The following is a 26,135-nucleotide window of genomic DNA, read 5'->3' as shown; positions in this document are numbered from 1 at the left end:
TTCTTCTTATAATTGCTCAAGTAATTCTAATTCTTTTTCTACAAATAGCATTAGTTCTTTAATTGTTTCACCAGAAAAATCAAAACGAATACCGGCTGCATCATACACTTCTTTTATAGATTGCGAGCTTCCTAGTGATAATGCCTTTTTATAATTTTCTAGCGCTTGCTTGGGATCCTCTTTATATTGTTTATACATTTGTAATGCACCAAGTTGGGCGATCGCATATTCAATATAATAAAATGGTACTTCAAAAATATGGAGTACAGGTAACCAACTCGTTGCTATCCAGTTTTCGTAGCCATCAATATGTATGACGCTAGACTGATAATGTTTTTGAAGTTGTAAGTATTTTTCATTTCTTTCTTCAGAAGTATGACTTGGATTTTCATACAGCCAGTGTTGAAATTGATCGACAATAAGCATAATAGGTAAATATGAAATAACATCTTTAAAGAAGTTAATTTTTGCTTGTTTTAAATCTTTTTTGTCTGTATAGAAGGTATCCCAATAATTAAGCGAGAATAACTCCATTGTCATACTGGCTAGCTCAGCTGTTTCAGCTGGAATTTTTATATACTGTCGTAATTTTAATGGTTTTATGAGTTCGTTATGAATACTATGACCCATTTCATGTATAAAAGTGACAATATCATCTTGTGTATAATTTAAGTTCATAAAAATATAAGATAATTGTGAAGCTGGTAAGTACTCACAAAAGCCACCAGCTGCTTTTCCTTTGCGGCTTGTTAAATCAAGACAATTGTGTTTATACATTCGGTTTAAAAGTGCTGAAAATTCAACATCTAGTTTATTAAAGATATGAGTGCTCTTTTCAATTAAATCATTTTCATTTGCAATAGGTTTAAGTACTTTTTGATCTGGAGTTACAGCTGATACATCCCACGGGCAAAGCGTATCCAATTGCAGTTTATCTTTTTTCTCTAGCAATATTTTATCTTTAAGAGGCACAACATACTTACGTATGGATTCAGCTAGTTCATAGCAATCTTTCGCTGAATAATCAAAACGCTCGTATTTTTTGAACATATAATCGCGATAATTCTCTAGTTGAATATTTTTTGCTTTTTGATGGCGAATTTCAATTAATTGATTTAATATGTTTTGGAGTTCTTTTTCAACAGATAAAAATTGTTCAGAAATAATGGTTTTTGCCTTTTTACGGGTGTCACGATTCGAATCTTGTAAATAGGATTGTAATTCTGTTATCGTTTTTTCTTCTCCGTCCCAAATTCCACTTAATCCTCCAGTAATTTCAAAGTACTCTGTGACTAATTTGTCTTCCTGTATTTCTAATTCGATATTTTCCTCACAAAATAACTTTTGAGCATTTTTTATTTTTGTATCTAATAAACCATATACGTTAGAATCTAATTCCATTCGAAAAGGTGACTCTAAATATTTATTATCCAATAAATTTTGGTACCGCTTTAAAAGTGGCTTTACAAATTGTTGATCATGTTCAAAAGTATCCTTTATTTCTTCATCATCCGTATTACATTGAAAGGCGATGTAATGTGATCTTAATTGTTCTTCGATGTCCCAAATTACTTTTGACTGCTCTTTTAACCAATTTTCAAGGTCTAGTTTTGAAGAAATCATTTTATTTAATAAAGTCGAAAGAGTTTTTTCCAATTGTAGTACATTACTAATATCAATCGTATTTACACGTTGCATTATATATCCCTCACTTTTTATTTATTCATAGAGATATTCTATTTATTAATTGTAATTCCCTTGTTAAGTGGGGTAAATGTGAAATAATGTTAAATTTAAATAATTAAAGAAGGTATTTATATGTCAAAGTAAAAAGTTTATCGTAAATGAAAATATATGGAGGGGTGCTGCATGAGAAAGGGAAAGAAGTTACTTGTATTTTTATTTCCACTTGTTTTATCCCGCATTAACGGGCAGTAAGATCCCCACCTCAAAATTCAGCGAAAGAAGTTAGGTGGGGGGATCAACTGCCCGTAAAAGCCCGATTGGTTCAACTAATAATCATTGGGGATGAACAAAACCCCCAATGATTAAAGTTTCACTTTATTATGTGCCTGTGAGAATGAGATTGAAGATGCTAAAAGTGAAGAGTCTATAGTGATGGATATTGCTACAGCCGCGGTAAAGGAGGAATCTTTTTTTAGTGCTGCTATAAGAGATGAAAAAGAAAGAATATTAGATTTAGAGATTGCTGATAGCGAAGATAGTAACGAAATAAAAAATGATATTAATAAAAGATTGGTGATACAAGGTGTAACGTCTTATAAAATCAATATAACTCAAAGAAATAGAGAAGTTGTAAAGGCAGAGAGTAGATGGAATCAAGTTTTTGGACATATATTTGATGACGTATTCAGAAAAAATGGATATGAAGGGTTTGGTATTCAGCAAATAAATTATAAAAAGAATCAACCTGTTACCATTGATATAAAAACTAAGCTTAGCGATGATGAAGTAGGGGCGAGAGAACTTGGACAGAAAATAGAAAAAGAAGTTGAAGGGGTACTTAAAACAGAAGCAGTAAAGAAATGGATTGAAAATGATTCATATGCTATTGGGATTTACGATATAGATGATCGGAAAATTAACTAATTGAGGAATGAATGCTATATGAATAGAGAACCGATGTAATTAAATATAGAATTGCTGGAGGAGGTGTAATATGTATAAGTATTTACATATTTTAAATGACATAGAAAATATGATTCAAAATGGAGAAATAAAAGAAGGGAAGAAATTACCGTCTATACGGTCACTCGTTACGCAATATGAATGTAATAAGGCAACAGTTATACGTGCGCTTCATGAATTAGAAAAGCGTCACATTATATATTCTGTCCCTCAAAGTGGATACTACGTTGTTAAGAAATCTGGGAGTACCATAGAAAATAACGAGATAATTGATTTCGCTTCTTCAGCACCAGATCCAGATGTTTTCCCATATTTAGATTTTCAGCATTGCATTAATAAGGCTATTGATATTTATAAAAATGATTTGTTCGTATACGGAACACCGAAAGGGTTACCATCTTTAATTCCAGTCATTCAAAAACAGTTGGCAAATTATCAAGTGTTCACGAAAGAAGACAATATTTTTATAACGTCAGGTGTGCAGCAGGCGCTTGCTATATTAACTTCTATACCATTTCCGAATGGAAATGAAACTGTATTAATTGAACAGCCAACATATCATCTATATATTGATTATCTAGAAATAAATAAAGTTCCTGTAATCGGTATTAAACGTACGAATGAAGGTATCGATTTGAATGAATTGGAGCAAATATTTCAAACTGGAAAAATAAAATTCTTTTATACGATACCGAGATATCATCATCCGCTTGGAACTTCTTATTCTAAAGATGAGAAAGAAAAAATCGCACTATTGGCTAAGAAATACAATGTATTTATAGTGGAAGATGATTATTTAGCAGATTTAGAAACTGATTCAAAAGCAGATCCGTTATATAGCTTGGATAATTGTAGTCATGTCATATATTTGAAAAGTTATTCGAAGATTATTTTTCCTGGTTTACGGGTTGGAGTTGCAGTCATCCCACCATCCATTGCAAATGCTTTCTATACATACAAAAAGATACTAGATATTGATAGTCCGATGATTTCTCAAGCGGCTTTAGAAATTTATATAAAGAGCGGTATGTTTGAACGTCATAAAAGTAAAATTAATTCTTCCTACTACAATAGATCAATAAAACTAGCAGAAACATTAGAAAAAGTGCAAAATGAAGATCAATCATTATTTACATATAATAGACAAAACACATTTGGAATACACACTTGTTTAGAAATGCAGAAAAACACAGTTACAGAAACACTTATACAAAAATTAGGTGACATGCAAATAAGTGTCGATACTATTGATAAGAATTATATGAGGAATTTTCCTAAAGAAAAACTGTTAAAGTTAAATGTTTCGAATGTAAAAGAAGATAAGATTGAAGAAGGTATTCGTAAAGTAATTGAGGAAATCAACCAATCAAGACACTTGAATTTTCAGTTTAGAAAAGAATAATTTGAATTAGGAGGTTTGTTGTGAGGCGCCAAATAATTCTCTTGTTTGTGTGTGCCGCTATAATAATTGGAGCTATAGTTGTGACTAAATATTATAAAAAAGATGACCAATGCATCGTGGTTGGTAAGTATTCAAGAGGTATTATCGTAGATCAAAATAACGAACCTATATCTAATGTGAAAATATATGAAGATTCAATTGAAGAAAGTAAGGAACGCAGTATTTCAAATGCACAAGGTGAATTTGAAATACTAGATGGGGTTTGTGGTGAGATTGTTTTACAATTAGTTACTCCAGATGGAGAAATCTATACGAGAAAATATGATAGTAAGTATATACCACAAGTAATAGAACTGAGTTATAAAAAGTAAGGGGAATTACATGTAACCATTACAAGGAACTGAGTTTAATTAATATTTTTTAGAGCACTCAATAGCTGAGTGCTCTTTTTATTTATAACATAAGTGTTTAAAATGGAAATAAACTACCAATTAATGATACTCTTAAAGTATAGCTTTTATTTTGAATAGGAGGGCGATGGAGTCTATGGCGGTACGTATAGTCGATGATTTACAGCAATTATCATTGTTACTTATGTTTTTAAGTACACTCATATTTTACAGATACTTAAAGAAGGTTAAACGAGAGAGAAAACTGACTGGCTTTGAATGGACAATGTATTTTGTCACTCAATTTGCGACATTAATTTGGGCAATTACTTATTTTATTAAACACTTAGCTGAATCATAAATACTAATCAATCTAGTTTACTGTTATCTATTTGGGGTATAAATATAGTCCGTATCTAAATCAATGACAACATTGCTAGTGAAGTCTTCTTGTAGTAACTTTGGATTTTTTTTGTAATAATATCGTACACAAAATAAGCGTAGCAGATCCTCATTAGATATCTCTTCATTTCTTACATTTAAATACATCGTTATTAATTCGTTAATAGAACAGTTACGGCCAATAACATACTCGTTTATTCTATATCCATCAAATTCAATTATCATGTTATCACTGTTGGGTGCTAGCCAACGTTATAGCTTTAATTTTGGATGAATCTATTATACATTGTTTGAAATTTAGTGAGAATATATTTTTATAAAGTGAGAGGATATGAATGGAACAGTATAAGTTAGTTTTAGAAGGTGCGAAACAACTTAAGTGGGAACCGGGTAAAATTAGATCCGTACAGGACGATGAAATTATTGTTAAAACAATTGCAGGAGCTATAAGCATTGGGGCCGAGTTACCACAGTATAATGGATCCGATGTTACGGATACGAATCCTTTTTATCCAAGAAAAACTGGATATGAAAGTTATGGTGAAGTGATTGAAGTTGGTAATAAAGTAACACATGTAAACGTAGGCGATAAAGTAGTTTTTTTTATGGACATGAAACAATAGGGATAGTTAAGGGGCATAAAGTAATTCGAGTGCCTAGTTCTATACAACCTAAAGTTGCTTTATTATCTATTCTTTCGTGTGATGCCGCTAAAGGAGTATTGAAACTAAACCCGCAACAGGATGAAAAAGTACTTATAACTGGAATGGGAGTTATTGGTTTACTCGCTTGTTATTTCTTAAAATACTATGTAGGCGTTGAGCACGTGGATGTTGTTGAGCCTAATAAAAATAGAAGAGATTTTGCAAAGAATTTTGGTGCGAAAAACATATATGATTCAGAAGAAAAAATAATAGAAACATATAATTATGGTTTCGAATGTTCTGCTACAAATAGTGGATTTCATGCATTGCAAAAAGCTCTTAAAACTAATGGACAAATATGTATACTTTCTGATGGTAATAATGAGATTATTGCATCAGACGGGATAAGCTCGTTTATACATGTCGAAGATGCTGCAAGAGCTACTATGCTAGTTCTTAATTGGCCTTCAGGAATCATAAATATTGTAGATGATTATCCAGCAACTAGTAAAGAATGGTTACCGATATATGCAGCAGCGATAGGGGCACCTAAGCCTAAAGTTCAAGATGGGAAAAATAGTTGGGAAAGAGGAGCTTCAAATAATAAGGCACGTAAAGAGTATGGATGGACACCTGTATTTCCATCATGGTCTGAAGGGTTTAACAATTTGATAGGGAAGTAAAATACACTTTTAATAGGAATGATAGTAATATCCACCATTAAAGGATTGGGTTATTATGAATATAATTTGGGAAAGTATTATATTAACTCTTACAGGAATAATTGTTTTGAAAATGACAGGTAGTACATCTGTCAGCCAAATGACAAGAGCTGAAATAATTATAGTTGTTTCAATTGGCCGTATTATTGTAGAACCTGTATTAAGTAGAAAAGTAGTCCCATCTCTATTTGCAGCTATCATATTTGCAAGCATACTACTTACCATTCATTTCTTTGAATTGAAATCAAGGAAGGTGGAACAATTCCTAAATGGAAGTAGCATTATAATTGTTGAAAACGGAGAGATTGTAAAAGAGAATTTGATGCAGGCAAAAATGTCAGAACAACAACTTTATATGCAATTAAGAGAAAAAGGGATTCATGATGTGAAGAGTTTACAGCAAGTTACAGCGGAACCGAATGGGCGTATTGGCTATCAATTAATAAAAGAAGCACAACCAATAACTTTAGAAATGTTAGAAAAAATATTAGATCAGTACAATATAAAAAGATGATTTCTCATGAGAAACAGCCAATACTACAATAAAAATATTGGCTGTTTTTTTATTTTCTATAAACGTAAGGGTTAATAAAATAGGGTAGATTTTTAACCAATCTTTATATTAGATATAGGCTTATTATTATGCTATATTCAATGGAGCTACGATGACTAAGGTAAGTGGTATGAATAGAAGAAAAAACTTTATAGCAAATACAAAAATGCTTTTAATTTGATACTAAAAATGGATTGAAAATAAGGAGATAGATACATAATGGAATTTTGGGAATCAAGTTTTATTGAAAAACAAACGATGTGGGGATTTGAACCTACAGAATCTGCAATTTTGACAAAAGATTTTTTTCTTGAAAAGAACGTTAAGGATATATTAGTTCCGGGTATTGGTTATGGAAGAAATGCAAAGGTTTTTATCGATAATGGTATAAATGTAACAGGTATTGAAATTTCAAAAACAGCCATTGATTTAGCAATGCAAAATGGCCTAGAAGATATTAGTATCTATCATGGTTCGGTAAATGAGATGCCTTTTAATAACAAATCGTATGATGGTATATACAGTCATGCACTTCTACATTTGTTGAATAAGCAAGAGAGAGAGCAATTTATTAAAGGTTGTTATAATCAGCTAAAATCAGGTGGATATATGGTTTTCACAACTGTTTCTCAAAAAGCCCCAATGTTTGGGAAGGGGAAACAGTTGGATAAAGACTATTTCGAAATAATGGAAGGCGTAAAAATGTTCTTCTATAATTCTGAATCTATAAAACGAGATTTTAATAAATATGGACTAGTACAAGTTTCCGAAATTGATGAATCAAATAAGAACATGGAGAATAAACCTTCAATAAATTTCTTAATGATAAAATGCCAGAAAGAACTATAAATAAAAGTTTTTAAATATTTCTAAAGATATTTATATATTGATTATGCACAAATATAAAGGACAAGCATATAGTATAAATACCTCTTAACTTTAAGTAACCTTAACTTTCGTTAATAGGGTATCTCAAAATCCCCGAAAAGAGCACTTGCGGAAACAAGTGCTCTTTTATTTGGAATTTTAAACCATAAATATTGCATAAAATGTTAAACTTGAAAAGAGTACTTTTTTTATTTAAAACTGTAGTATATGAATGGAGTGTTATTGAATGCAAACAAGAAAAGCATATCTATATGTATTTGACACGATGTCTGATTGGGAATACGGACATTTAATTGCTGAACTTAATACAGGAAGATATTTCAAAAAAGATGTAGCGCCTTTTAAAGTAGTAACAGTTGGAATAAATAAAGAAACGATTATTTCAATGGGGGGCTTGAATATAAAGCCGGATATTTCCCTAGATGAATGTATCCTTGAGAGTAACGATCTATTAATTTTACCTGGAGGGAATACTTGGAGTGAAGAAATACATAAACCTATTTTGAAAAAAGTTGGTGAAGCCTTAAGGCTTGGTACAATTGTGGCTGCCATTTGCGGTGCAACTATAGGTCTTGCAAATTACGGTTACTTGGATTCTATAAATCACACAAGTAATAATTTAGATTATATGAAAATGGTTTGTCCTACTTATAAAGGAGAAAATTTTTATGAAGTAGGACCTGTAGCATCCAGTGAAAATCTTATTACTGCATCGGGTGTAGCACCTCTAGAATTTGCCATGGAAGTATTAAGGAAATTAGATGTATTTGCGCCGGATACACTTCATTCATGGTATAAATTGAATGAGACTCATGAAGTGGAATATTTCTTCCAGTTAATGAATTCAATTAATAGCTGAGTAGTATTTCGAATGAAAATTATATTTTAGATGATGCGAAAACTAATAACAAAATAAAAGGTAAGGGTATTCCTATGAATATATGAGGAAATATTCTTACTTTTTATAGTGTTATTTCTGAACGACAAACGTAATGGCATTTGTTTTTAATTGAACGTGTCTTTCATTACGAACTATATTATAAGCTAATTCCTTTATTTCAACTTTTAGTTTTTTCCATTCTTTATAAATGCTTTTTAAAGCACTTATCATTTCTTCGGTTGAAAGATTAATTTCAATTAAAGCTTCTAATTCTTCATTCGTTATTGAATCAATTTCTTGTATGTTAGAGTTAATAATTAAACAATTAATACCGCCGTTTTTTGTACCTCTTTTCATAGATTGGAGTACATTTTTAAAATCTTCTTCTGATTTGACATGTTCCAAACTTGATACTGCAACGATATAGTCATAAGTATTAGATCTAATATGATAGTTTTCAATTGCTGTTTGTTCTGTTTTTATAACCTCGAATACGTCATGTTCTTTGCTATAAATTTGTAGCTTTGTTAAAGCGGAATCAAGTAAATCAACACATGTAACAGTTCCGCTAGCATTTTTAATCTTTTGTGCAATTGGAATGCTATTTCTACCGACGCCAGAGCCAAGATCAAGCACTTGTAATTTGTTTTTCTCTTCAAAGTAGTCCATTAAATCCATAACTGTTTTAACCGGCTTGTGAAGCCAAGATCCAGTTTCAAATAGTTTATATTGTTCATAGCAAAGATCGTGATATTCCTTTTCTTCTTGTCTTATGTAATCGATACGGTTCATATTGTGTCAGTTCCAATATTTTCATTACAAAATGAATAGGTGGGGCAGCCTTTAACATTTGTTTGAATTCGAAAAATACCACCAGCATGTGGATACTGTTTTAATTCGTCATCCGTCATTCTTGTTCTGGCTGTTGTAACATATAAATCAGTTAAGTTAGGCCCACCAAACGTACGTGATGTTACATATAACGCAGGAATTGGAATACTTAATATTTGTTCTCCAGTAGAGGGATTCCATCTAGTTATTTTTGAACCTCCCCAATGTGCAATCCATAAACAACCTTCTTCGTCAATTGTCATACCATCAGGTAGACCGTCATTTTCAGAGAAAATGATTACATCACTTGGATTATGAATTTCTCCAGTACGTATATTATATTGATAGCGAACCACTTTTTTAGTAGGTGTATCTATAAAGTAAAGGTATGTATGATCAGGTGACCAAGCCATTCCGTTTGAAGTATTTACATGTGAAATTTTTTTCTCTACACTCAAATTATTATGTAAACAATATAAGGAACCTGCAGCATTAATACCGTATGTATCTGTAGTACCTGCCCAGAAACGACCAGCGGGATCACATTTTCCATCGTTAAAACGATTTTCTATTAAATGTTGTTCGGGGTCAAAAATATGTGTCAGTTTTTCTGTATTTACATTAATAGAATAAAAGCCGTTTTCCATAGCTAAGAGTAGTACATCCTCTAAATATGGAACAACACAGCCAATTTGTTGATTGAGAGCAATTACTCGGTTCGTATTAGCGGTAGGATTGTATATGCATAATTTTCTCTCCATAATATCAACCCAATATAAAAGTTGCTTTTTTTCATTCCAACATGGTCCTTCAGCTAAACTTGCTTTAGCATCTAAAACTAATTCTATATTACTGAACAAGATGTTCACCTCGCGTTATAAGATATTAATATAATTCGATAAGAATAGAGGTAAACCTTTTAGTCAAAGGATATTAAAATTTATAATGTAGAAAAATGACCTTCTCACAAGTGATTAAAAAAGTGTATAAACAAGGAGAGGAAACTGCATATGATGTTTTATGAAATTGTTTGCTTTTCTTGTAAGAATATATTTCGTGTTTACGAAGGTAGTGAAAAATATAAGCGATTTAAAGAGAAACCAAAAGGGGCATATTGTTGTGATGAGTGTAGCCACAAAATTCAATTAGAAGCGATAAAGAATTTTTTTAGATAATTTTACGATTTCGATTCGGAAAAGTTTGACAATAAAAGTGTTATAAATTATCATATTAAAAAACTAATATTTAAGGCATAGAAGAGAAGAGTAGTTAAGAAAGAATACGTACAGAGAGCTCTGGTAGCTGAGAAAGAGCGGTATACATCTTAACGAAAAAAGACTTGGAGCTGCGCAAGGAACTAATTTATTTAGGGATGGTGCGACGGGTTCTCCCGTTATAGAGATAGGGTATAAGCATATTTTGCCGTACCTGAAGAGGTTAATATGGTGACATATTAACAAACTGAGGTGGTACCGCGAAGCTAACAACTCTCGTCCTCAAGATGAATAATCTTGGGGGTGAGAGTTTTTTTGTTGCATAAAACTGGAAATTAGAAAACAAAAAAATAATTGAGGTGAGTAATATATGCATTGGGCGTATGAAGTAGCACATGAATTAATTAGGAAACATCCAAATAAAGAAACGTTTGTTTGTGCATCTGGAATTAGTCCGTCAGGTTCTGTTCATATTGGGAACTTTCGTGAAATCGTAACGACTTATTTCGTAGTAAGAGCACTTCAAGATTTAGGGAAAAAGACTCGTTTTATATTTTCGTGGGATGATTATGATAGGTTTAGAAAAGTTCCAAAAAATATTGATCCATCTTTTGCAAAGTATATTGGTATGCCATACTGTGATATTCCAGATCCGTATGGATGTCATAACTCGTATGCGGAGCATTTTGAAAAAGAGTTTGAAAAATCGCTTCAAGCATTTGGAATTGGAGTGGAATTTATTTATCAACATGATGAATATAGAAGCGGAAGGTATAACGAAAATATATTAGAGGCTTTGTATAATCGAAAAGATATATATGATATTTTAATGGATTTTAAAACTGGAGAGTGTAGTGAAGAAGAGCGAGAGAGCTTTTATCCAGCTACATTATATTGTGAGAGGTGCGGGAAAGATACAACAACTATTACACATTTTGATGAAGTATTAAAAACAATCCGGTATGAATGTGAATGCGGAAATGAAAAAGAGTTATCCGTATTAAATACAAATAAAATGAAACTAAATTGGAAAATCGATTGGCCGATGAGATGGATGATAGAGGAGGTTGTTTTTGAGCCGGGTGGCAGAGACCATTCATCAGAAACGGGTAGTTATAATGTATCAAAAGAAATTGCAAGGAAAATATTCAATCGTGAAGCTCCTCATTATGTTGCTTATGATTTTATTGGAATTAAAGGCAATCATGAAAAAATGTCTAGTTCTTCAGGAAATAGTATTACACCTAGTGAGTTGTTAAAAGTGTATTTACCAGAAGTAATTCTGTTTATGTTTGCAAAATATAGACCAAACGCAGCTTTTCATATCGGTCTTGATGAAGATGTGATTCGCAATTATACAGAATATGAGCGATTGAAAGATAGTTATGAAAATAAAACGCTCAAAAATGAAGATTTACTTGATGCAATTAAACTTTCTAGAGTTACTATCGGGTTTAAAGAATATCCGAAATTTAATCAAGTAGCAGGAACGTTACCATTATTAAATTTTGATTCAACTATTTTACAGGGGATATTAAAGAAAATAGATAGGAGCTATGCATTAGATGAAATGAGAGCGGTGAGTAATCGCACAGAGTATTGGATAAGAAATTTTCAATCTGAAAAATTAATTGCGGTAAATCAAGAGAGAAATACAGAGTTTTACAACACATTGGATGAAAGACAGAAAGAATGGTTAGTAGAAGTTTGCGATATACTTCGTTCTAACAAAGATTACTCTCACTTAATGGAGCAATTATATGCGATTTGTCATCATGAAAATAAAAAAATAATGAAAGAAAATCAAAAACAATTATTCACTATTATATATAAGCTCATTATGAATCAATCAAATGGTCCTCGTATACCATTATTAATACATGTAGTAGGCATAGAAAATTTCATCACACTATTAGATTTCTAAAACACAGTTAAAAGCAACGCAAGTACCAAAATTTCTAAGTACTTGCGTTGCAAATTTTACTATCGTGAATACATTTTCGGACATTCATCACCACTTGGTTCATAAAAACAATGGCTTTTAAACTGTCCTACAAATGGCTGATTATACCATTCAGGCGGACAAGCTCCAACTGGACGGAAATACCAAAGAGCCCATCGTGCAGGCCAGCGCCATTGACCTTGTAAAACTTTTCGTGCGATTTCTTTTTCTGATTCACGAGCGCGTTGATAAAAATATCCATATTGTACTGCTTCAAATCCGCCGGGGCTTTGATATACAGCGTCTCGTACGGTACGGAGTTGTTTAAAATCTAAGCAATCACAAAATACACGGTTTACTACAACGCATCCAACTAACTCCTCACCTTGGCGACCTTCGCTTTCAGCTTCAGCACGAATTAATCGAGCTAGTAAATCAACATCACTTTCGTTGTATGGAATAAGGGGCATAGTGATACCACCTTTCTGTTATAGTAAAGAGTGTATGTTATAAAACAATCTGCGTGCTTTTTTACATGAAAATAACATTTAATTTTAAGAGGAGCTTGTATAAAAAAAGCTAATTAGTAATAGTAGATAATTATAAAAGGGAGAGGTATTATGTATCGAATTCATAAAGACCATATCATTTACTCAATGTCACCAGAAAATAAGCCGTGTATGGAAGTAGAAATTGGGAGCAGTCTTGTATTTGAAACATATGATTGCTTTGAAAATCAAATCGATTCTGAAGATGTTGTGTTACAAGAATTAGATTGGAACCGAATTAATCCAGCGACTGGACCTGTATATGTTAAAGGAGCAGAACCTGGCGATATATTAGTCGTAACGATTGAAAAAATTGAAATTGTAGAGCAGGGCGTTTTAACTACAGGTGCAAACCTTGGTGTAATGGGTGATGAGTTAAATGAAAATACAGTGAAAATTGTCCCAATACATAATGAATATGTTTTGTTTTCAAGTGAACTACAAATCCCGATTAATCCAATGATTGGGGTAATTGGTACTGCACCGAAAGAAGAGAGCATTTCATGTGGCACACCGCATGATCACGGCGGGAATATGGACTGTAAAGAAATTAAAGAAGGAACAACACTACTACTACCAGTTAATGTCCCAGGAGCACTATTAGCATTAGGTGATTTACACGCAGCAATGGGTGATGGTGAAATTGGTGTTAGTGGTGTAGAGGTTGCTGGTGAGGTAACGGTAACAGTTCAAACGATAAAAGGAAAACAATGGCCATTACCAATGGCTATTCAAAAAGAAAAAATGATGACGATTGCTTCAGAGAAATTGTTAGATGATGCAGCAAATCGTGCTGTACGTAATATGGTGACATTTTTACATGAAGAATTAGCAATGTCTAAAGCTGATGCAACGCTTTTATTATCGGCAGCAGGTAATTTAAAAGTTTGCCAAGTTGTGGATCCGCTGAAAACAGCGCGTATGGAACTAGGAATGGATTATGTGGAGAAACTAGGATTTACTTTTAGTAAATTTCATATTAAATAGATAAGGGACGAAAAAGGATACTTTCGTATAAAAGCATCCTTTTTTTAATTTACTGATTTTGTGAAAAGAGGTAGTATTTATTTTATATAAGTATATTTGAGATTGTGGATTAAAAAGGAGTTCAATAATGGTCAAAATTATGATTGTAGAAGACGATATGAAAATTGCAGAACTATTATCGACACATGTTGCGAAATATGGTTATCAAGGAGTTATTGTATCGGACTTTCAAAATGTATTAAACATTTTTTTAGAAGAACAACCAGAGTTAGTTTTATTAGATATTAATTTACCGAGTTTTGATGGGTACTTTTGGTGTCGTCAAATTCGCGGAGTTTCAACATGTCCGATACTATTCATTTCGGCCCGTGAAGGCACGATGGATCAAGTTATGGCGTTAGAAAACGGTGGCGATGATTTTATTCCGAAGCCTTTTCATTATGAAGTTGTAGTGGCGAAAATTCGTAGTCATTTAAGACGTGCATATGGAGATTATGCACCGAAACTAGAAGAGCGAATGATTGAGCAACAAGGCCTTTGTTTATATCCTGAAAGGCTTGTATTGAAACTTAGAAACGACGAAATTGATATAACGAGAAACGAAGCTATTTTATTAGAGACATTAATGAAAAATTATCCGCGTGTTGTGAGTAGAGAAGTGTTACTTAATAAATTATGGGATAGTGAATCTTATGTTGATGATAATACATTAAGTGTAAATACAACACGTGTGCGTAAAAAGTTACAAACGTTACATATAGAAGGTGCGATTGAAACGATTCGTAGTGTTGGATATAGATTGCACATTACTTGGGATAATGGTATAGAAAAATGATAAGGTTGTTTATACGTGATCATATACCAGTTATTTGCTTTACCATAATTCAACTACTAGCTATATTTCTCGTATATTGGTTTGATGGGCATAATCATATTACAACGGCGTTATACGCAATGTTTCTAGGTGTTTTCTTTATGGGAAGTTATTTAGTGTTTCGTTATTTTACACATCGTTCTTTTTATGAGCGCCTAGCAAACCCGATGCAATCTTTAGATGAATCTGTTCAAAAATCTGATTTTGCAGCTGTATCGGCTGCTCTTCAAGAACTACTTGAGGTGCAATATCGACATTATCAAAATCAGCTGCAAATACAAGAGAGAAAAAATAATGACCATTTAACCTTTATGAATCAGTGGATCCATCAAATGAAAACACCTTTATCTGTAATAGAATTAATTACACAGGATGAAGTAGATTCACGTTTTGAAAGTATAAATGAGGAAACAGACCGATTAAAAAAGGGATTGGAAATGGCTCTATATGTCGCACGATTAGAAGCGTTCACACAAGATTTTTATGTAGAAAGGGTACAACTACATAAAATAGTGAATGATTCGGTACATGAACATAAACGTTTCTTTATACGGAATTTTGTATATCCAGAGCTTGAAATTGATAAGGACATTACTGTAGAAAGTGATGTGAAATGGTTAAAGTTTTTAATCGGACAAATACTATCGAATGCGATTAAGTATTCATCAGGTAGTAGAGAAAAGATTAAAATGAAAGCTTGTAAGGAAGGTAATACCGTTATACTTGAAATTGCTGATAATGGCGTAGGTATACCGAAGCAAGATTTACCAAGAGTATTCAAACCTTTCTTTACAGGAGAAAACGGTAGAGATTTTAAAGAATCAACAGGAATGGGGCTATATCTTGTATATGAAATTACAAAACAATTAGGACATAGTGTGGAAATCCATTCAGAAGTTGGTAAAGGTACGGTAGTGCGATTAATATTTTTTAATGTGTAAAAAGTAATCAAGGCTAAAGAACTTTGGAGATAAGTTTTTTAGCCTTGTTTTGTACCCTTGATAACATTGGAGAATGAAATATTCTATAGATAAGAGAGGCAAAATGAACCCAATAAGAATAAATGTAAGACTACATACATGAACCATTTTTTATAATAAAAATAGAATCTTATAGAAGTTGCGAATGATAGGAGGCTTGAAATGGATATTCGTAAAATGAAATATTTCATAACGGTGGCAGAAGAATTAAACTTTAGTCGTGCAGCAGAGCGTCTTATGATGGCACAACCGCCTTTAAGTCAAGAAATTCGAAAATTGGAAGAAGAATTAGGAGTTCAACTTTTTCACCGGACAAAAAGGATGGTTGAGCTTACCGAGGCGGGGAAAGTCTTTTTAGAAGGTGCTAGGCAAACATTACTTCAAGTAGATAGAACGATTAAAGAAACACAGCTTGCAGATGAAGGGAAAATCGGGCATTTAATCATCGGTTTTGTCGATTCTACAGAAACAGTTATGGGCATATTAAAAACATTTCGAGAACGTTTTCCAAAAATTCAGCTCATATTACGTGAGATGACAACAGACCAACAAATAAAAGCGCTTTACGAAAAACAAATTCATATTGGATTTATTCGTTCGGAGCAAAATAATGAAATATTATCTTCTGAAGTTTGTTCTGAAGAGTGTTTAAAGTTGGTTTTGCATGAAAATCACCCTTTCGTTTCGTTACCTAATATTTCAATCAAATCATTAGTGGAGGAACCATTCATTTTATTTCCTCGTCATTTCGGTACAAATTTTTATGATTTAATTATTAGTTACTTTTGGAAATATGGGGTAAGTTTAAATATTGTTCAAGAAGCAGTTCAAATGCAAACGATTGTAAACTTAGTTGCAGCTGGAATGGGGATTTCTGTCGTTCCATCCTCGGTGGAAAGCTATAAAAAATCAGGAGTGATGTATAAAGATATTCTAGAAAATACACCGGAAATAAATTTATATGCTGGATGGAGGAAGGATGAAAAGTCTGTCGTGTTAAAGAACTTTTTAACAGTTGTTAGAGAGGTTTATATGACTTCCCACAGCCCATCTTTATAGGATGGGCTGTGGGAAGTTGGCAAGGGGTGTTTATTTATAGATAAAACTTACTCATGATTCAACCTGTTTTACTAGTATCATACTCAGCGAAACCTTTTAATACACTGTCAATCTGATCCATAATTTCAGGTTGCAATTTAACACTAGAAGCAATTACATTTTCTCTTATTTGTTCCGGATTTGAAGCACCAATAATTGCAGAAGAAACAGCTGGATTTTGTAATACCCAAGCAACTGCGAGTTGAGATAAGGTAAGGTTAATTTCTTGTGCGATAGGTTTAATTTCCTGGATAGCGGTAAGCACATCATCACTCATCCAACGTTGCACGAGTTTGTCAAAAAACGGTTTTCCAGCATCGGAGTTAGCACGCGATTGATTCGGTAATGGTTTACCAGGTTGATATTTTCCTGTAAGAATACCTTGTGCAAGTGGCGACCATACGATTTGGCCAAGTCCCTCACGTTGACATGTTGGAATCACATCAGTTTCAATAACTCGCCATAACATCGAATATTGAGGTTGGCTAGCGATAAATGGAATGTTCAATTCGCGTGCAAGTGCTGCACCACGGGTAATTTGTTCTGATGTCCATTCGCTTACGCCTAAATAGAGAACCTTACCTTGTCTTACAAGATCTGAGAAAGCTAACATTGTTTCCTCAAGAGGAGTTGTTATATCAAATCTATGTGCATAATAAATATCGATATAGTCTGTCTGTAATCGTTTTAACGATGCATTACAATTTTCTATAATATGTTTTCTTGATAATCCACGATCATTTTTTCCAGGACCGGTCGGATGGCATACTTTTGTACATAGTTCTATACTTTCTCGGCGTATACCTTGCAAAGATCGGCCAAGTACTTCCTCAGCTATCGTGTCCGAATAAACATCAGCAGTATCGAACGTTGTAATTCCAACATCTAGTGCGGCTTTTACACAATCATTTGCAGTATTTTCGTTTACTTTTCCACCATGGTTTATCCAGTTCCCGTATGCGATTTTACTTACTGTTAATCCACTGTTTCCTAGTTTACTAAATTCCATTGTAGAACCACCCCTTAAAAATGATACCTTTATTATAAGAACTGAAATTTAGTATGTATAATATATGATTTATGATGAATTTATATAAAATTTATATAAGAGGGAATGCTTACAATTTTATTGCTAGGGAAAGCTAAAGCAAGTAGTACAACAAATGTGGTTGATACTTGTTCGATATGAAGTGAAGAAATAATGAATAGACCTTAAAAGAAAGCAATCTTTTTTAGCAGCACAAATAATTGCATTTACTCATACAGTACTATTATGGTACAATATGGTTACTAATGAGGGAAAGGAATGATGGGTGGACGATGATTAACTAATCTTATTTTTAAATGTTGAAATTCAATAAATTTCAATTTCTAAAAAATAGGATTAGTCTGCCCGATTTCCATACAACGGTATTGCTATTTATGTTGCGTAATAGCTTATTTGGGTGTAAATATTTTAACGACTAATCCTGCCAAATTTATTTGGGAGGATTTTTTTATTCTCCCTTAATGAAAGGGATCGGTATTATGAAAGAACTATTAAAATTAAATGATGTTTATGTTGAAATAAAAGAAAATATGTTGTTAGAGAAAATGAATGTGACAGTAAAACAAGGGGATGTTATCGGATTAATTGGTAAAAACGGTGCTGGTAAATCAACGTTACTTCAATTAATAAATGGAAAGATTGAGCCTTCAAAAGGGATTGTTGAATGGCAGCAAATGAATATGACAACCGCATATGTTGAGCAAGAAATAGAATCTTTTATTAGTAACGATGTAATTGCAAAAGAAGCAGAACTGCTTGCGAAATGGGGCGTGCCAACGAACGATTTTCATACTTTAAGTGGTGGTGAAAAGTTAAAAATTCGATTAGCAAAAGGATTTGCTAAAAATCCTAATGTCTTAATATTAGACGAACCGACAAATCATTTAGATGAAATGAGTACGGAATTTCTCATTAAACAAATAAAAAATATGAAAGGTACAGTTATCGTTGTATCGCATGATCGATATTTTTTAGATGTTGTTGCAACAAAAATATGGTCAATTGAGGACAAAAAATTAATTGACCATAGTGGTAATTATACAAGCTACATGAAAGCACGTGAGCAAAGAAGGAAGTCGCAGCAGCGAGAATATGAAAAGCAGCAAAAAAAGATAGAACAAGTAGAAACACATATAAAAGAATTAAGTTCATGGTCACAAAAGGCACACGCGCAGTCTACAAAACAAGAAAGTTTTAAAGAGTTTTATCGTGTAAAAGCGAAACGAATGGATGCGCAAGTGAAGTCAAAAAGAAAACGTCTCGAAAAAGAGCTGGAGAAAACGAAAGTAGAACGTGTGAAAGAAGAGTATTCAATTGAGTTCTCTATTCAAGCGAGTAAAAAAGTAGGAAAACGCTTTTTAGAAGTAAAGCAATTAAAAAAAGAATTTAATGGAAAAGCATTATTTGAAAACGTTAATTTTACAATTCAGCACGGTGAGAAAGTTGCAATTGTTGGACCAAACGGTAGCGGGAAAACAACATTACTGAAGATGATTATGGGAGCGGAAACTGCTGAAGGAGAAATATGGATTTCACCATCTGCAAACATCGGTTATTTAACACAAGAGGTTTTTGATTTGCCACTGGACAAAACGCCAGAAGATTTATTTTTTAAAGAGACATTTGAAGAAAGAGGAAAAGTCCAAAATTTAATGAAACATTTAGGGTTCCAAGCTTCTCAATGGAAAGAGCCGATTGAGCATATGAGTATGGGAGAAAGAGTAAAATGTAAGCTAATGGCTTATATTTTAGATGAAAAAGATGTACTCATTTTAGATGAACCGACGAATCACTTGGATCTACCTTCACGTGAACAACTTGAAAATACATTAGCTGAGTATAACGGAACATTAATAATTGTTTCTCACGATCGATATTTTTTAGAGAAAACAACTAACATAAAACTCGTGTTTTTAAACAATACGATACAAAAGCAGCTAGAAGAACCTACTAAAACAAGAGATAATATTGAAGAGCTACGTTTAACGTTAGAAACAGAGAGACAAGAAGTATTAGGGAAATTAAGCTTTTTAACTTCTAACGACAAAGAATATAAAGAACTTGATGAACGATTTATAGAACTTACGAAGCAGATAAAGGCGTTATAACGTAAGTAAGGGGAATTAACATGGGAGAAGAGAGTTCAACTAAGTTATTTAGAATAGATTGTGGAGATATATACTTGCAAGGGTTTATGGTCAAAGATGCAGAAAGTATTTATAAAATAGCCAATCAACCGGAAATAGAAAAGTTTTTACCAGACTGGAAATCGACGAAAGAACAAAGGGTGGATTGGATTGCAAATTATGAAATACCAGCAAACAAAGCATTTCTTGAGGCAGTGAAAACTACGAATAACATAGATAATCATATGTTAAAGCTAGGAATATTTAAGGAAGCTACAAATGAATGCATTGGATGGTGCTGCACAGGCATGAAAGAAGAACTCCCTTCACCAAACAGAGAGATAATGTATGCTATCTCAAATAAACATCAAAATCATGGCTATGCTACAAAAGCGACTAAAGGCTTAATTGACTATTTGTTTAAAGAAACAAATTTAATTGTCCTTAACGCAATTACTTTAATTAACAATGTACCATCAAATAAAGTTATTAAAAAATGCGGGTTTACTTATTTGAGTGAACACAAGATAGCAAATCAACTATATAATCATTATGTATTGAGTAAATCTGAATGGATAAAAAATATTGTGCAGTAAAAGGAATTAATACGAAATCATAAAAAAGCTTAGAGCTAAAACTCTAAGCTTTTTTATATTCATTTTATCCCGCATAGGTACCTTAATCTTTATCATTCACGAATGTTTACACATTTTAGTAATAAGTAAAAAAGGGGATATTAGCTTAACATTTAGTAAAAGATTTTTTGGGCTAAATACAAATGCAGTCTTATCCAAAACGAGATTTTGGGTCTTTATGAGCTTGCCTATTATTGTATTATCAGTAGTACCTGCCATGATGTCGTTCTTTGTATCAGGAAATATTAAATCAATTTTATTATTTATATGTTGGATAAACACATTCATTTCCGCCTCAGATATTTACAATTCGTTTTTGATTGCAATGAAACCGAAGCACTCATTTTTTTTGCAGAGGTTATTATAAAGTGAAATAGTATTTAATGGGTAACTCAAATATGCTTTAACTACATACAGCAGTTAAAATATAATATTTGAAAGTAAAAAGACCGATAAAAATCGGTCTTTTCATATTAATAAAATTAAGATTAGAAAATAGCATTGTAATTCAAACCAATATGCAAATATTATAAGATAGATATGCTTTGTTTATAGATTGAAAATAGGTTTATTATCAGTTTTTTTAGAAATCTTACAAGCGTGTAAGATAAATGAAAGATGAATCAATATGAGCTGTAAGACAATTCATTTACACTCTATAGTGAGCGGTGGAAATGAAGGGAGAATATAAATGGAAATTTTGCAGGCAAATAGTATTAGTAAAGTATATAGAGGGAAAGTACCTTTTAAAGCATTAGTAGATATTGATTTATCAATTCAAGAAGGTGAATTTGTAGGAATTATGGGCCCGTCAGGTAGTGGGAAAACAACGTTATTAAATATGGTATCTACTATTGATTCTCCATCATCGGGAGAAATATTTATTAATGGTACAAATCCTTTCCAATTATCATCAGAAGAATTAGCGTTATTCCGCAGAAAACAATTAGGATTTGTTTTCCAATCATTTAATCTTCTTAGCACACTTACTGTAAAAGAAAACATCGTATTGCCGATGACTTTAGATGGTGTTTCTGTGCAAGATATGAACAAACGAGTGGAAGAGATTGCACAGAAATTAAACATTACAGATATATTGAGTAAAAGAACGTTTGAAATATCAGGGGGACAAGCTCAAAGAACAGCAATTGCTCGTGCGATCGTTCATAAGCCGCAATTGTTACTTGCAGATGAACCAACAGGGAATTTAGACTCTAAATCTTCAAATGATGTAATGGAGATGCTTGATACTCTAAATAAAGAAGAAAAAGCAACGATGATGTTAGTTACACATGATCCGTATGCAGCGAGCTTTTGCAGCCGAGTAATCTTTATTAAAGATGGTCAACTATATAACGAAATTTATTGTGGTGAAAGTAGGCAAACTTTTTATCAAAAGATTATGGATGTCCTTTCTTTGTTAGGAGGGAAAAGGCATGACTTTTCGTCAGTTCGCATTTAATAATATTTTTCGCAATAAGCGTACATATGCTGCCCATTTTTTAAGTAGTGCATTTTCTATTATGATTTTCTTTACGTATGCTCTTTTATTATTTCATCCTGATTTACAAGGTGAGTTGAAATCGACAAGTGCAACAATAAGTGCATTTGGTACATTAGGATTTTCAGTTTCGCAAGGATTGATTTTTGTATTTTCATTTTTCTTCATTCTATATTCAGTTAGTTCGTTTTTAAAGACGCGTAAGAAAGAATTTGGTATTTTAATGATGCAAGGTATGTCAATGAGACAGCTTAAGAAATTATTATTAATTGAAAATATGTTGATTGGACTTGGTTCAATTTGTATAGGGATTTTCATTGGACTCATATTTTCTAAACTAGTCTTATTGATAAGTGCAAGTGTATTAATGATTAATAATGGTTTACCTTTTTATATACCAGTGCGGGCTGTATTATTAACAATTATTACATTTCTTTTCTTGTTTTTAATTGTTTCATTATTTACATTTAAAATGATAAAAGTAACGGAACTTGTGGAACTTATTCGAGCAGAGGAAAAGCCAAAACCTGAACCGAAATCTTCAGTTTTATTATCGATACTTTCTTTAATTAGTATAGGGTATGGATATTTTTCAGTATTTCGCTTCATACCAAGTACCAATTTTATTACGCTTGGAATAGGTGTGCTTCTAGTAATTATAGGAACGTACTTTTTATATACACAGTGTAGCGTGTATATACTGCACCTTGCTAAAAGGAGAGAATCTTTCTTTTTAAAGAGAACAAATATATTAACATTTTCTGAATTAATTTACCGTATGAAAGATAATGCAACGATGTTTTTTATAGTATCTATAGTTTCAGCAGTTGCATTTACAGCAATTGGTACAACAGCCGCAATTGGAAATAGGGATTTGGTAAGGATGACAAATCCGTATACATTTTTGTATGGAAGTTTTGAAAATGACAAAGTATTGAATAAAAATCTTTCTATTATAAAAAAACACCTTTCTGATGCTAATATTCCGTATCGAATGGCTTCATCTTCATATATATACACAGAAAATGGCGTAAATGTAATGAAGTTAAGTGAATACAACGATCTTGCTAAAGCACTAGGCTATCAACAAGAAACAATTGAAAAAGAAGATGAAATTTTATTAATTCCTGGAGTCGTATCACAAAAACAAGAATTTAAAAATGGCGAGTATAAAAAGAATATAGAAGTCATTCAAGGTGACTGGACAAAGACATTTCATGTGAAAAAAGCTGTAGAAAATTTAGTTTTACCACATGATTCTAGAACTATTTATATCGCTGTTCAAGATCAGGTATATGATGGAATACCTCTTACTAGTGACCCAGTTAATAAAGAAATTCCATATCGTACTTACGGATTTGTTGTAGATGATTGGATAAAAACGAAAGAGATTTCAAATCAATTAAAGAGTATATTCGATAAAAATCTTAGGGACAGAGATTTCTACTTTGAAGCTTTAACATTAAACTTGTTGGAAGCAAAGCAAAAGAATGGTTTATTACTTATGGTAAGTATTTTAGTTGGAATCGTCTTCTTTACATTCGCCGCTAGTTTTATTTATTTCCGATTATATACAGATTTGGATCGCGACCAACAGCAATATAAAATGATTTCGAAAATGGGATTAAGTAAAGGTGAGTTGAAAAAAGTTGTAACGAGGCAGTTATTATTAATGTTCTTTTTACCAATTTTCGTTGCAGTGATTCATACTGTAGTTGCTTATATAGCATTACAGCAATTAGTCGATTTTTCTATCATAAATAGCTCTATCGTTATTTTAATTTCATTTATATGTATACAAGTTTTATATTTCTTTATAACCCGTTGGCGTTACCTGCAAAAGCTTTATAAGGTTATGGAGCAATAGAATTTATTAGCTTGTAAGACTACACTAAAGTATGTGGAAAAATGAACTGTATGATGAAAGGAATCGTGATGAAAAGAATATTAACTATTTTTATGTTAACTATAATACTTTTAATAAGCTTTAGTGCATGTTCTAAAAAGGACAACTCATTTCCTGCAAACGGTGTATTAATTATTGGAGATGAAAATAATATTTCACCAATTATTAATCGTTATCAGGAAATTACGGAAGAAAATGAAGTGTTTTCTGTGAAAAAAGGGGAAGTTGGAAATGGAAATGTCTTAATTTTAAATGAATCTACAGCACAAGCATTGATTAAAGAAAAACTTTTTCGAAAACAAGATAATGGCTCCAATTATATTATAGATACGTTACCGAAATTCCCAAAAGAAGGGTCACTATTATTTACAAGTGAAGACGATAAGACTATGAAAAGTATTAAAATAGGAGGGGAAGAGATTCCTGTTACATACGATAGTGATGCCTGGATAGGTAACAATCGTAAATATTCAACGGAATGGTATATGATTGTAGCAAAAAATAGTGTGTATAAAGAAATAAAGGCAAATGAAATGAAAATGCATCTTCTTCATTTGAAAAAATCTCTAGGTGACGAAAAACCTAAAATGTCGACAGATAATACATTGGTTAATGAAAATGTTAAAGTAAAAAAACTAATTAAAGGTTTGGAAGGAAAAGTATCTTTCCAGTTTGTAACGATTGGAGAAAAATCATAAAAAAAGAGTTCGAGGTTGATAGAAACTTTATCACCCCCGAACTCTTTTTAGTTTGTAGACCAATCAAATATTATGCTTTACATTACTTCATTTAATCGAGTCTCGTTTGTTTCCTCAATCGCATTTGAATTTTGAACTGAATTATTTTGGGCTTCTTTTTCTTTACGAGCCTTTTGTAGCATTTCAAGGATGATCCATAAAGGAACACCTTTATCCTTTAACATCTTCCATAAATCTAATTCATTAAATTTATGCTCAGGCTGTTTCATTTCTTTTTCAGATGAACGAATATCAAACTTGATAGGATCATTTACTTTCTTACTTTCCAGTTTAGTAGAAGAGATAGTATTATGCTCAAGAGTAGATGGAGTTATTTTAGTAGGTTGAGATAATGTATGAATATTTGATCCGATTTGCATGCTTTTTCCTCCTTTTCAAGCAATGAGATTAGTTTTCTTATGGTTTTTAAATTTTTTTAACATGAGGAAACTATATCTAATTATAAATTCAAATAAACAGATTTACAAGTTGTATTGTAAAAAGTAAATGTTCACTTGAATTAATATTTATCAACAATTGTATATGTTTTCTATATATACAACGTATATAAAATACTTTACATTATGTTTAAGTTGTTAAAACATTGTGTTAATTTTTAGAAGAAAAATGTAAACGTTTTATTAGGGGGAGAAAGTATGGGGAAGTTATTTTTAAAAATATGTTTTTTCGCATTAGTGACCTTATGTTCATTCGCAGCGAAAATATCATATGCTGAAGAGAGGCAACCAAATAATTATCCTATCATATTGGTGAATGGATTTGCTGGATGGGGTAGAGAAGAAATGCTTGGCGTAAAGTATTGGGGTGGTGTTCATGATATACAGGAAGATTTGAAACGAAATGGTTATACGGTACATACCGCAGCTGTTGGACCTGTTTCTAGTAACTGGGATCGTGCATGTGAATTGTATGCGCAAATTAGCGGTGGCACAGTAGACTATGGTGCCTCGCATGCTGAGAAACATGGACATAATCGTTTTGGCAGAACTTATAGTGGTTTTACGCCGAATTGGAGTGAAACAAATAAAGTTCATTTAGTTGGGCATAGCATGGGTGGACAAACGATTAGAACATTAGTACAGCTATTAAAAGAAGGTAGTTTTGAAGAAAAGAATTATGCGGAAAATCACCCAGACACCAAAATATCACCACTATTTG

General features: G+C 32.3%; 28 protein-coding genes, 1 pseudogene and 1 other annotated feature. Of the genes and pseudogenes, 22 read left to right on the top strand and 7 right to left on the bottom strand.

Translation table 11 applies throughout. From position 1 onward, the window contains the following. Positions 1–6 precede the first annotated feature (6 nt). Complete coding sequence (locus MR167_RS17175; protein WP_242315074.1) at positions 7–1,698, bottom strand: M3 family oligoendopeptidase; 1,692 nt, start codon at positions 1,696–1,698, stop codon at positions 7–9. 420 nt (positions 1,699–2,118) lie between these two features. Between MR167_RS17175 and MR167_RS17170 the strand changes: the two genes are divergently transcribed. From MR167_RS17170 to MR167_RS17155, 4 genes are all read left to right on the top strand, one after another. Next, entirely contained in the window at positions 2,119–2,610 is a 492-nt protein-coding gene (locus MR167_RS17170; RefSeq protein ID WP_074790134.1) for a DUF4030 domain-containing protein, read from the top strand. A 70-nt stretch (positions 2,611–2,680) separates the two neighbouring features. Continuing rightward, positions 2,681–4,051, top strand: a complete 1,371-nt coding sequence (locus MR167_RS17165) for an aminotransferase-like domain-containing protein (protein ID WP_242315072.1) — start codon at positions 2,681–2,683, stop codon at positions 4,049–4,051. 20 nt (positions 4,052–4,071) lie between these two features. Further along, positions 4,072–4,422 carry a hypothetical protein gene (locus tag MR167_RS17160; protein ID WP_001254188.1) on the top strand — a complete coding sequence of 117 codons (351 nt, stop codon included), beginning with the start codon at positions 4,072–4,074 and terminating at the stop codon, positions 4,420–4,422. A 175-nt stretch (positions 4,423–4,597) separates the two neighbouring features. Next, positions 4,598–4,801: a hypothetical protein gene (locus tag MR167_RS17155; protein WP_000290889.1), complete on the top strand. Its 204-nt coding sequence runs from the start codon at positions 4,598–4,600 to the stop codon at positions 4,799–4,801. Positions 4,802–4,824: 23 nt separating this feature from the next. Here MR167_RS17155 and MR167_RS17150 read toward each other — a convergent pair whose 3' ends face one another. Continuing rightward, positions 4,825–5,067, bottom strand: a complete 243-nt coding sequence (locus tag MR167_RS17150) for a hypothetical protein (RefSeq protein ID WP_242315070.1) — start codon at positions 5,065–5,067, stop codon at positions 4,825–4,827. A gap of 110 nt (positions 5,068–5,177) precedes the next feature. Between MR167_RS17150 and MR167_RS33365 the strand changes: the two genes are divergently transcribed. The 5 genes from MR167_RS33365 to MR167_RS17125 all read left to right on the top strand — a co-directional run bounded on the left by MR167_RS33365 (position 5,178) and on the right by MR167_RS17125 (position 8,508). Further along, complete coding sequence (locus MR167_RS33365) at positions 5,178–5,465, top strand: alcohol dehydrogenase catalytic domain-containing protein (RefSeq protein ID WP_003258676.1); 288 nt, start codon at positions 5,178–5,180, stop codon at positions 5,463–5,465. A gap of 29 nt (positions 5,466–5,494) precedes the next feature. After that, positions 5,495–6,169: a zinc-binding dehydrogenase gene (locus tag MR167_RS17140; protein ID WP_003258674.1), complete on the top strand. Its 675-nt coding sequence runs from the start codon at positions 5,495–5,497 to the stop codon at positions 6,167–6,169. A gap of 55 nt (positions 6,170–6,224) precedes the next feature. Next, complete coding sequence (locus tag MR167_RS17135; protein WP_001021710.1) at positions 6,225–6,722, top strand: DUF421 domain-containing protein; 498 nt, start codon at positions 6,225–6,227, stop codon at positions 6,720–6,722. Between the two features lie 258 nt (positions 6,723–6,980). Next, positions 6,981–7,610 carry a class I SAM-dependent methyltransferase gene (locus MR167_RS17130; RefSeq protein ID WP_242315068.1) on the top strand — a complete coding sequence of 210 codons (630 nt, stop codon included), beginning with the start codon at positions 6,981–6,983 and terminating at the stop codon, positions 7,608–7,610. 265 nt (positions 7,611–7,875) lie between these two features. Continuing rightward, positions 7,876–8,508, top strand: coding sequence for a type 1 glutamine amidotransferase family protein (locus MR167_RS17125; RefSeq protein ID WP_001194778.1), 633 nt, complete (start codon positions 7,876–7,878; stop codon positions 8,506–8,508). Between the two features lie 111 nt (positions 8,509–8,619). Here MR167_RS17125 and MR167_RS17120 read toward each other — a convergent pair whose 3' ends face one another. Next, positions 8,620–9,321: a class I SAM-dependent methyltransferase gene (locus MR167_RS17120; protein WP_001079446.1), complete on the bottom strand. Its 702-nt coding sequence runs from the start codon at positions 9,319–9,321 to the stop codon at positions 8,620–8,622. Then, the gene (locus tag MR167_RS17115; RefSeq protein ID WP_242315066.1) at positions 9,318–10,220 is read right to left on the bottom strand and encodes an SMP-30/gluconolactonase/LRE family protein; all 903 of its coding nucleotides are present in this window, start codon (positions 10,218–10,220) and stop codon (positions 9,318–9,320) included. Before MR167_RS17115 ends, MR167_RS17120 begins: the two co-directional genes overlap by 4 nt. 144 nt (positions 10,221–10,364) lie before the next feature. Between MR167_RS17115 and MR167_RS17110 the strand changes: the two genes are divergently transcribed. Then, a complete protein-coding gene (locus tag MR167_RS17110; protein WP_000551042.1) occupies positions 10,365–10,535 on the top strand; it encodes a DUF2197 domain-containing protein in 171 nt (56 codons plus the stop codon). Positions 10,536–10,604: 69 nt separating this feature from the next. Further along, positions 10,605–10,861, top strand: a binding site (T-box leader). Between the two features lie 83 nt (positions 10,862–10,944). Beyond that, the gene (gene lysS / locus MR167_RS17105; protein ID WP_242315063.1) at positions 10,945–12,498 is read left to right on the top strand and encodes a lysine--tRNA ligase; all 1,554 of its coding nucleotides are present in this window, start codon (positions 10,945–10,947) and stop codon (positions 12,496–12,498) included. A gap of 59 nt (positions 12,499–12,557) precedes the next feature. Here the strand turns inward: lysS and MR167_RS17100 are convergent, their stop codons facing one another. Next, positions 12,558–12,986, bottom strand: a complete 429-nt coding sequence (locus MR167_RS17100; protein WP_242315061.1) for a cell wall hydrolase — start codon at positions 12,984–12,986, stop codon at positions 12,558–12,560. A gap of 150 nt (positions 12,987–13,136) precedes the next feature. On the opposite strand from MR167_RS17100, the gene MR167_RS17095 reads away from it, so the two are divergent. From MR167_RS17095 to MR167_RS17080, 4 genes are all read left to right on the top strand, one after another. After that, a complete protein-coding gene (locus MR167_RS17095; RefSeq protein WP_242315059.1) occupies positions 13,137–14,051 on the top strand; it encodes an acetamidase/formamidase family protein in 915 nt (304 codons plus the stop codon). A 127-nt stretch (positions 14,052–14,178) separates the two neighbouring features. Next, the gene (locus tag MR167_RS17090; RefSeq protein ID WP_000238995.1) at positions 14,179–14,886 is read left to right on the top strand and encodes a response regulator transcription factor; all 708 of its coding nucleotides are present in this window, start codon (positions 14,179–14,181) and stop codon (positions 14,884–14,886) included. Further along, on the top strand, positions 14,883–15,866 hold the full coding sequence (locus MR167_RS17085; protein ID WP_106082196.1) for a sensor histidine kinase: 984 nt from the start codon (positions 14,883–14,885) through the stop codon (positions 15,864–15,866). The genes MR167_RS17090 and MR167_RS17085 overlap by 4 nt, the downstream gene beginning before the upstream one ends. A 201-nt stretch (positions 15,867–16,067) precedes the next feature. Beyond that, entirely contained in the window at positions 16,068–16,964 is an 897-nt protein-coding gene (locus MR167_RS17080) for a LysR substrate-binding domain-containing protein (RefSeq protein ID WP_106082197.1), read from the top strand. 58 nt (positions 16,965–17,022) lie between these two features. On the opposite strand, the gene MR167_RS17075 is transcribed toward MR167_RS17080, so the two are convergent. After that, a complete protein-coding gene (locus MR167_RS17075; protein WP_000395988.1) occupies positions 17,023–18,012 on the bottom strand; it encodes an aldo/keto reductase family protein in 990 nt (329 codons plus the stop codon). Positions 18,013–18,530: 518 nt separating this feature from the next. Between MR167_RS17075 and abc-f the strand changes: the two genes are divergently transcribed. The 6 genes and pseudogenes from abc-f to MR167_RS17045 all read left to right on the top strand — a co-directional run bounded on the left by abc-f (position 18,531) and on the right by MR167_RS17045 (position 24,917). Continuing rightward, positions 18,531–20,159, top strand: a complete 1,629-nt coding sequence (gene abc-f, locus MR167_RS17070) for a ribosomal protection-like ABC-F family protein (protein WP_002082721.1) — start codon at positions 18,531–18,533, stop codon at positions 20,157–20,159. 20 nt (positions 20,160–20,179) lie between these two features. After that, positions 20,180–20,773 (top strand): GNAT family N-acetyltransferase, encoded by a 594-nt coding sequence (locus tag MR167_RS17065; protein WP_000503550.1) that lies wholly within the window; start codon positions 20,180–20,182, stop codon positions 20,771–20,773. A gap of 55 nt (positions 20,774–20,828) precedes the next feature. After that, a pseudogene (locus tag MR167_RS17060) lies at positions 20,829–21,189 on the top strand (DUF3267 domain-containing protein); the annotation flags it as partial. Positions 21,190–21,503: 314 nt separating this feature from the next. Further along, positions 21,504–22,274 (top strand): ABC transporter ATP-binding protein, encoded by a 771-nt coding sequence (locus tag MR167_RS17055; protein WP_000404445.1) that lies wholly within the window; start codon positions 21,504–21,506, stop codon positions 22,272–22,274. Then, positions 22,249–24,180 carry an ABC transporter permease gene (locus MR167_RS17050; protein ID WP_242315057.1) on the top strand — a complete coding sequence of 644 codons (1,932 nt, stop codon included), beginning with the start codon at positions 22,249–22,251 and terminating at the stop codon, positions 24,178–24,180. The genes MR167_RS17055 and MR167_RS17050 overlap by 26 nt, the downstream gene beginning before the upstream one ends. 53 nt (positions 24,181–24,233) lie before the next feature. Continuing rightward, on the top strand, positions 24,234–24,917 hold the full coding sequence (locus MR167_RS17045; RefSeq protein WP_231130553.1) for a lipoprotein BA_5634 family protein: 684 nt from the start codon (positions 24,234–24,236) through the stop codon (positions 24,915–24,917). A 77-nt stretch (positions 24,918–24,994) separates the two neighbouring features. Here the strand turns inward: MR167_RS17045 and MR167_RS17040 are convergent, their stop codons facing one another. After that, positions 24,995–25,336 carry a DUF3914 domain-containing protein gene (locus tag MR167_RS17040; RefSeq protein WP_001165517.1) on the bottom strand — a complete coding sequence of 114 codons (342 nt, stop codon included), beginning with the start codon at positions 25,334–25,336 and terminating at the stop codon, positions 24,995–24,997. A 276-nt stretch (positions 25,337–25,612) separates the two neighbouring features. Between MR167_RS17040 and MR167_RS17035 the strand changes: the two genes are divergently transcribed. After that, a partial coding sequence (locus MR167_RS17035) for an esterase/lipase family protein (protein WP_481746703.1) occupies positions 25,613–26,135 on the top strand: 523 nt, incomplete at its 3' end.

The sequence above is a fragment of the Bacillus cereus group sp. BfR-BA-01355 genome (assembly GCF_022663675.1).
Lineage (GTDB): Bacteria > Bacillota > Bacilli > Bacillales > Bacillaceae_G > Bacillus_A > Bacillus_A thuringiensis_S.
This window is presented reverse-complemented; position numbering and strand designations above follow the sequence as displayed.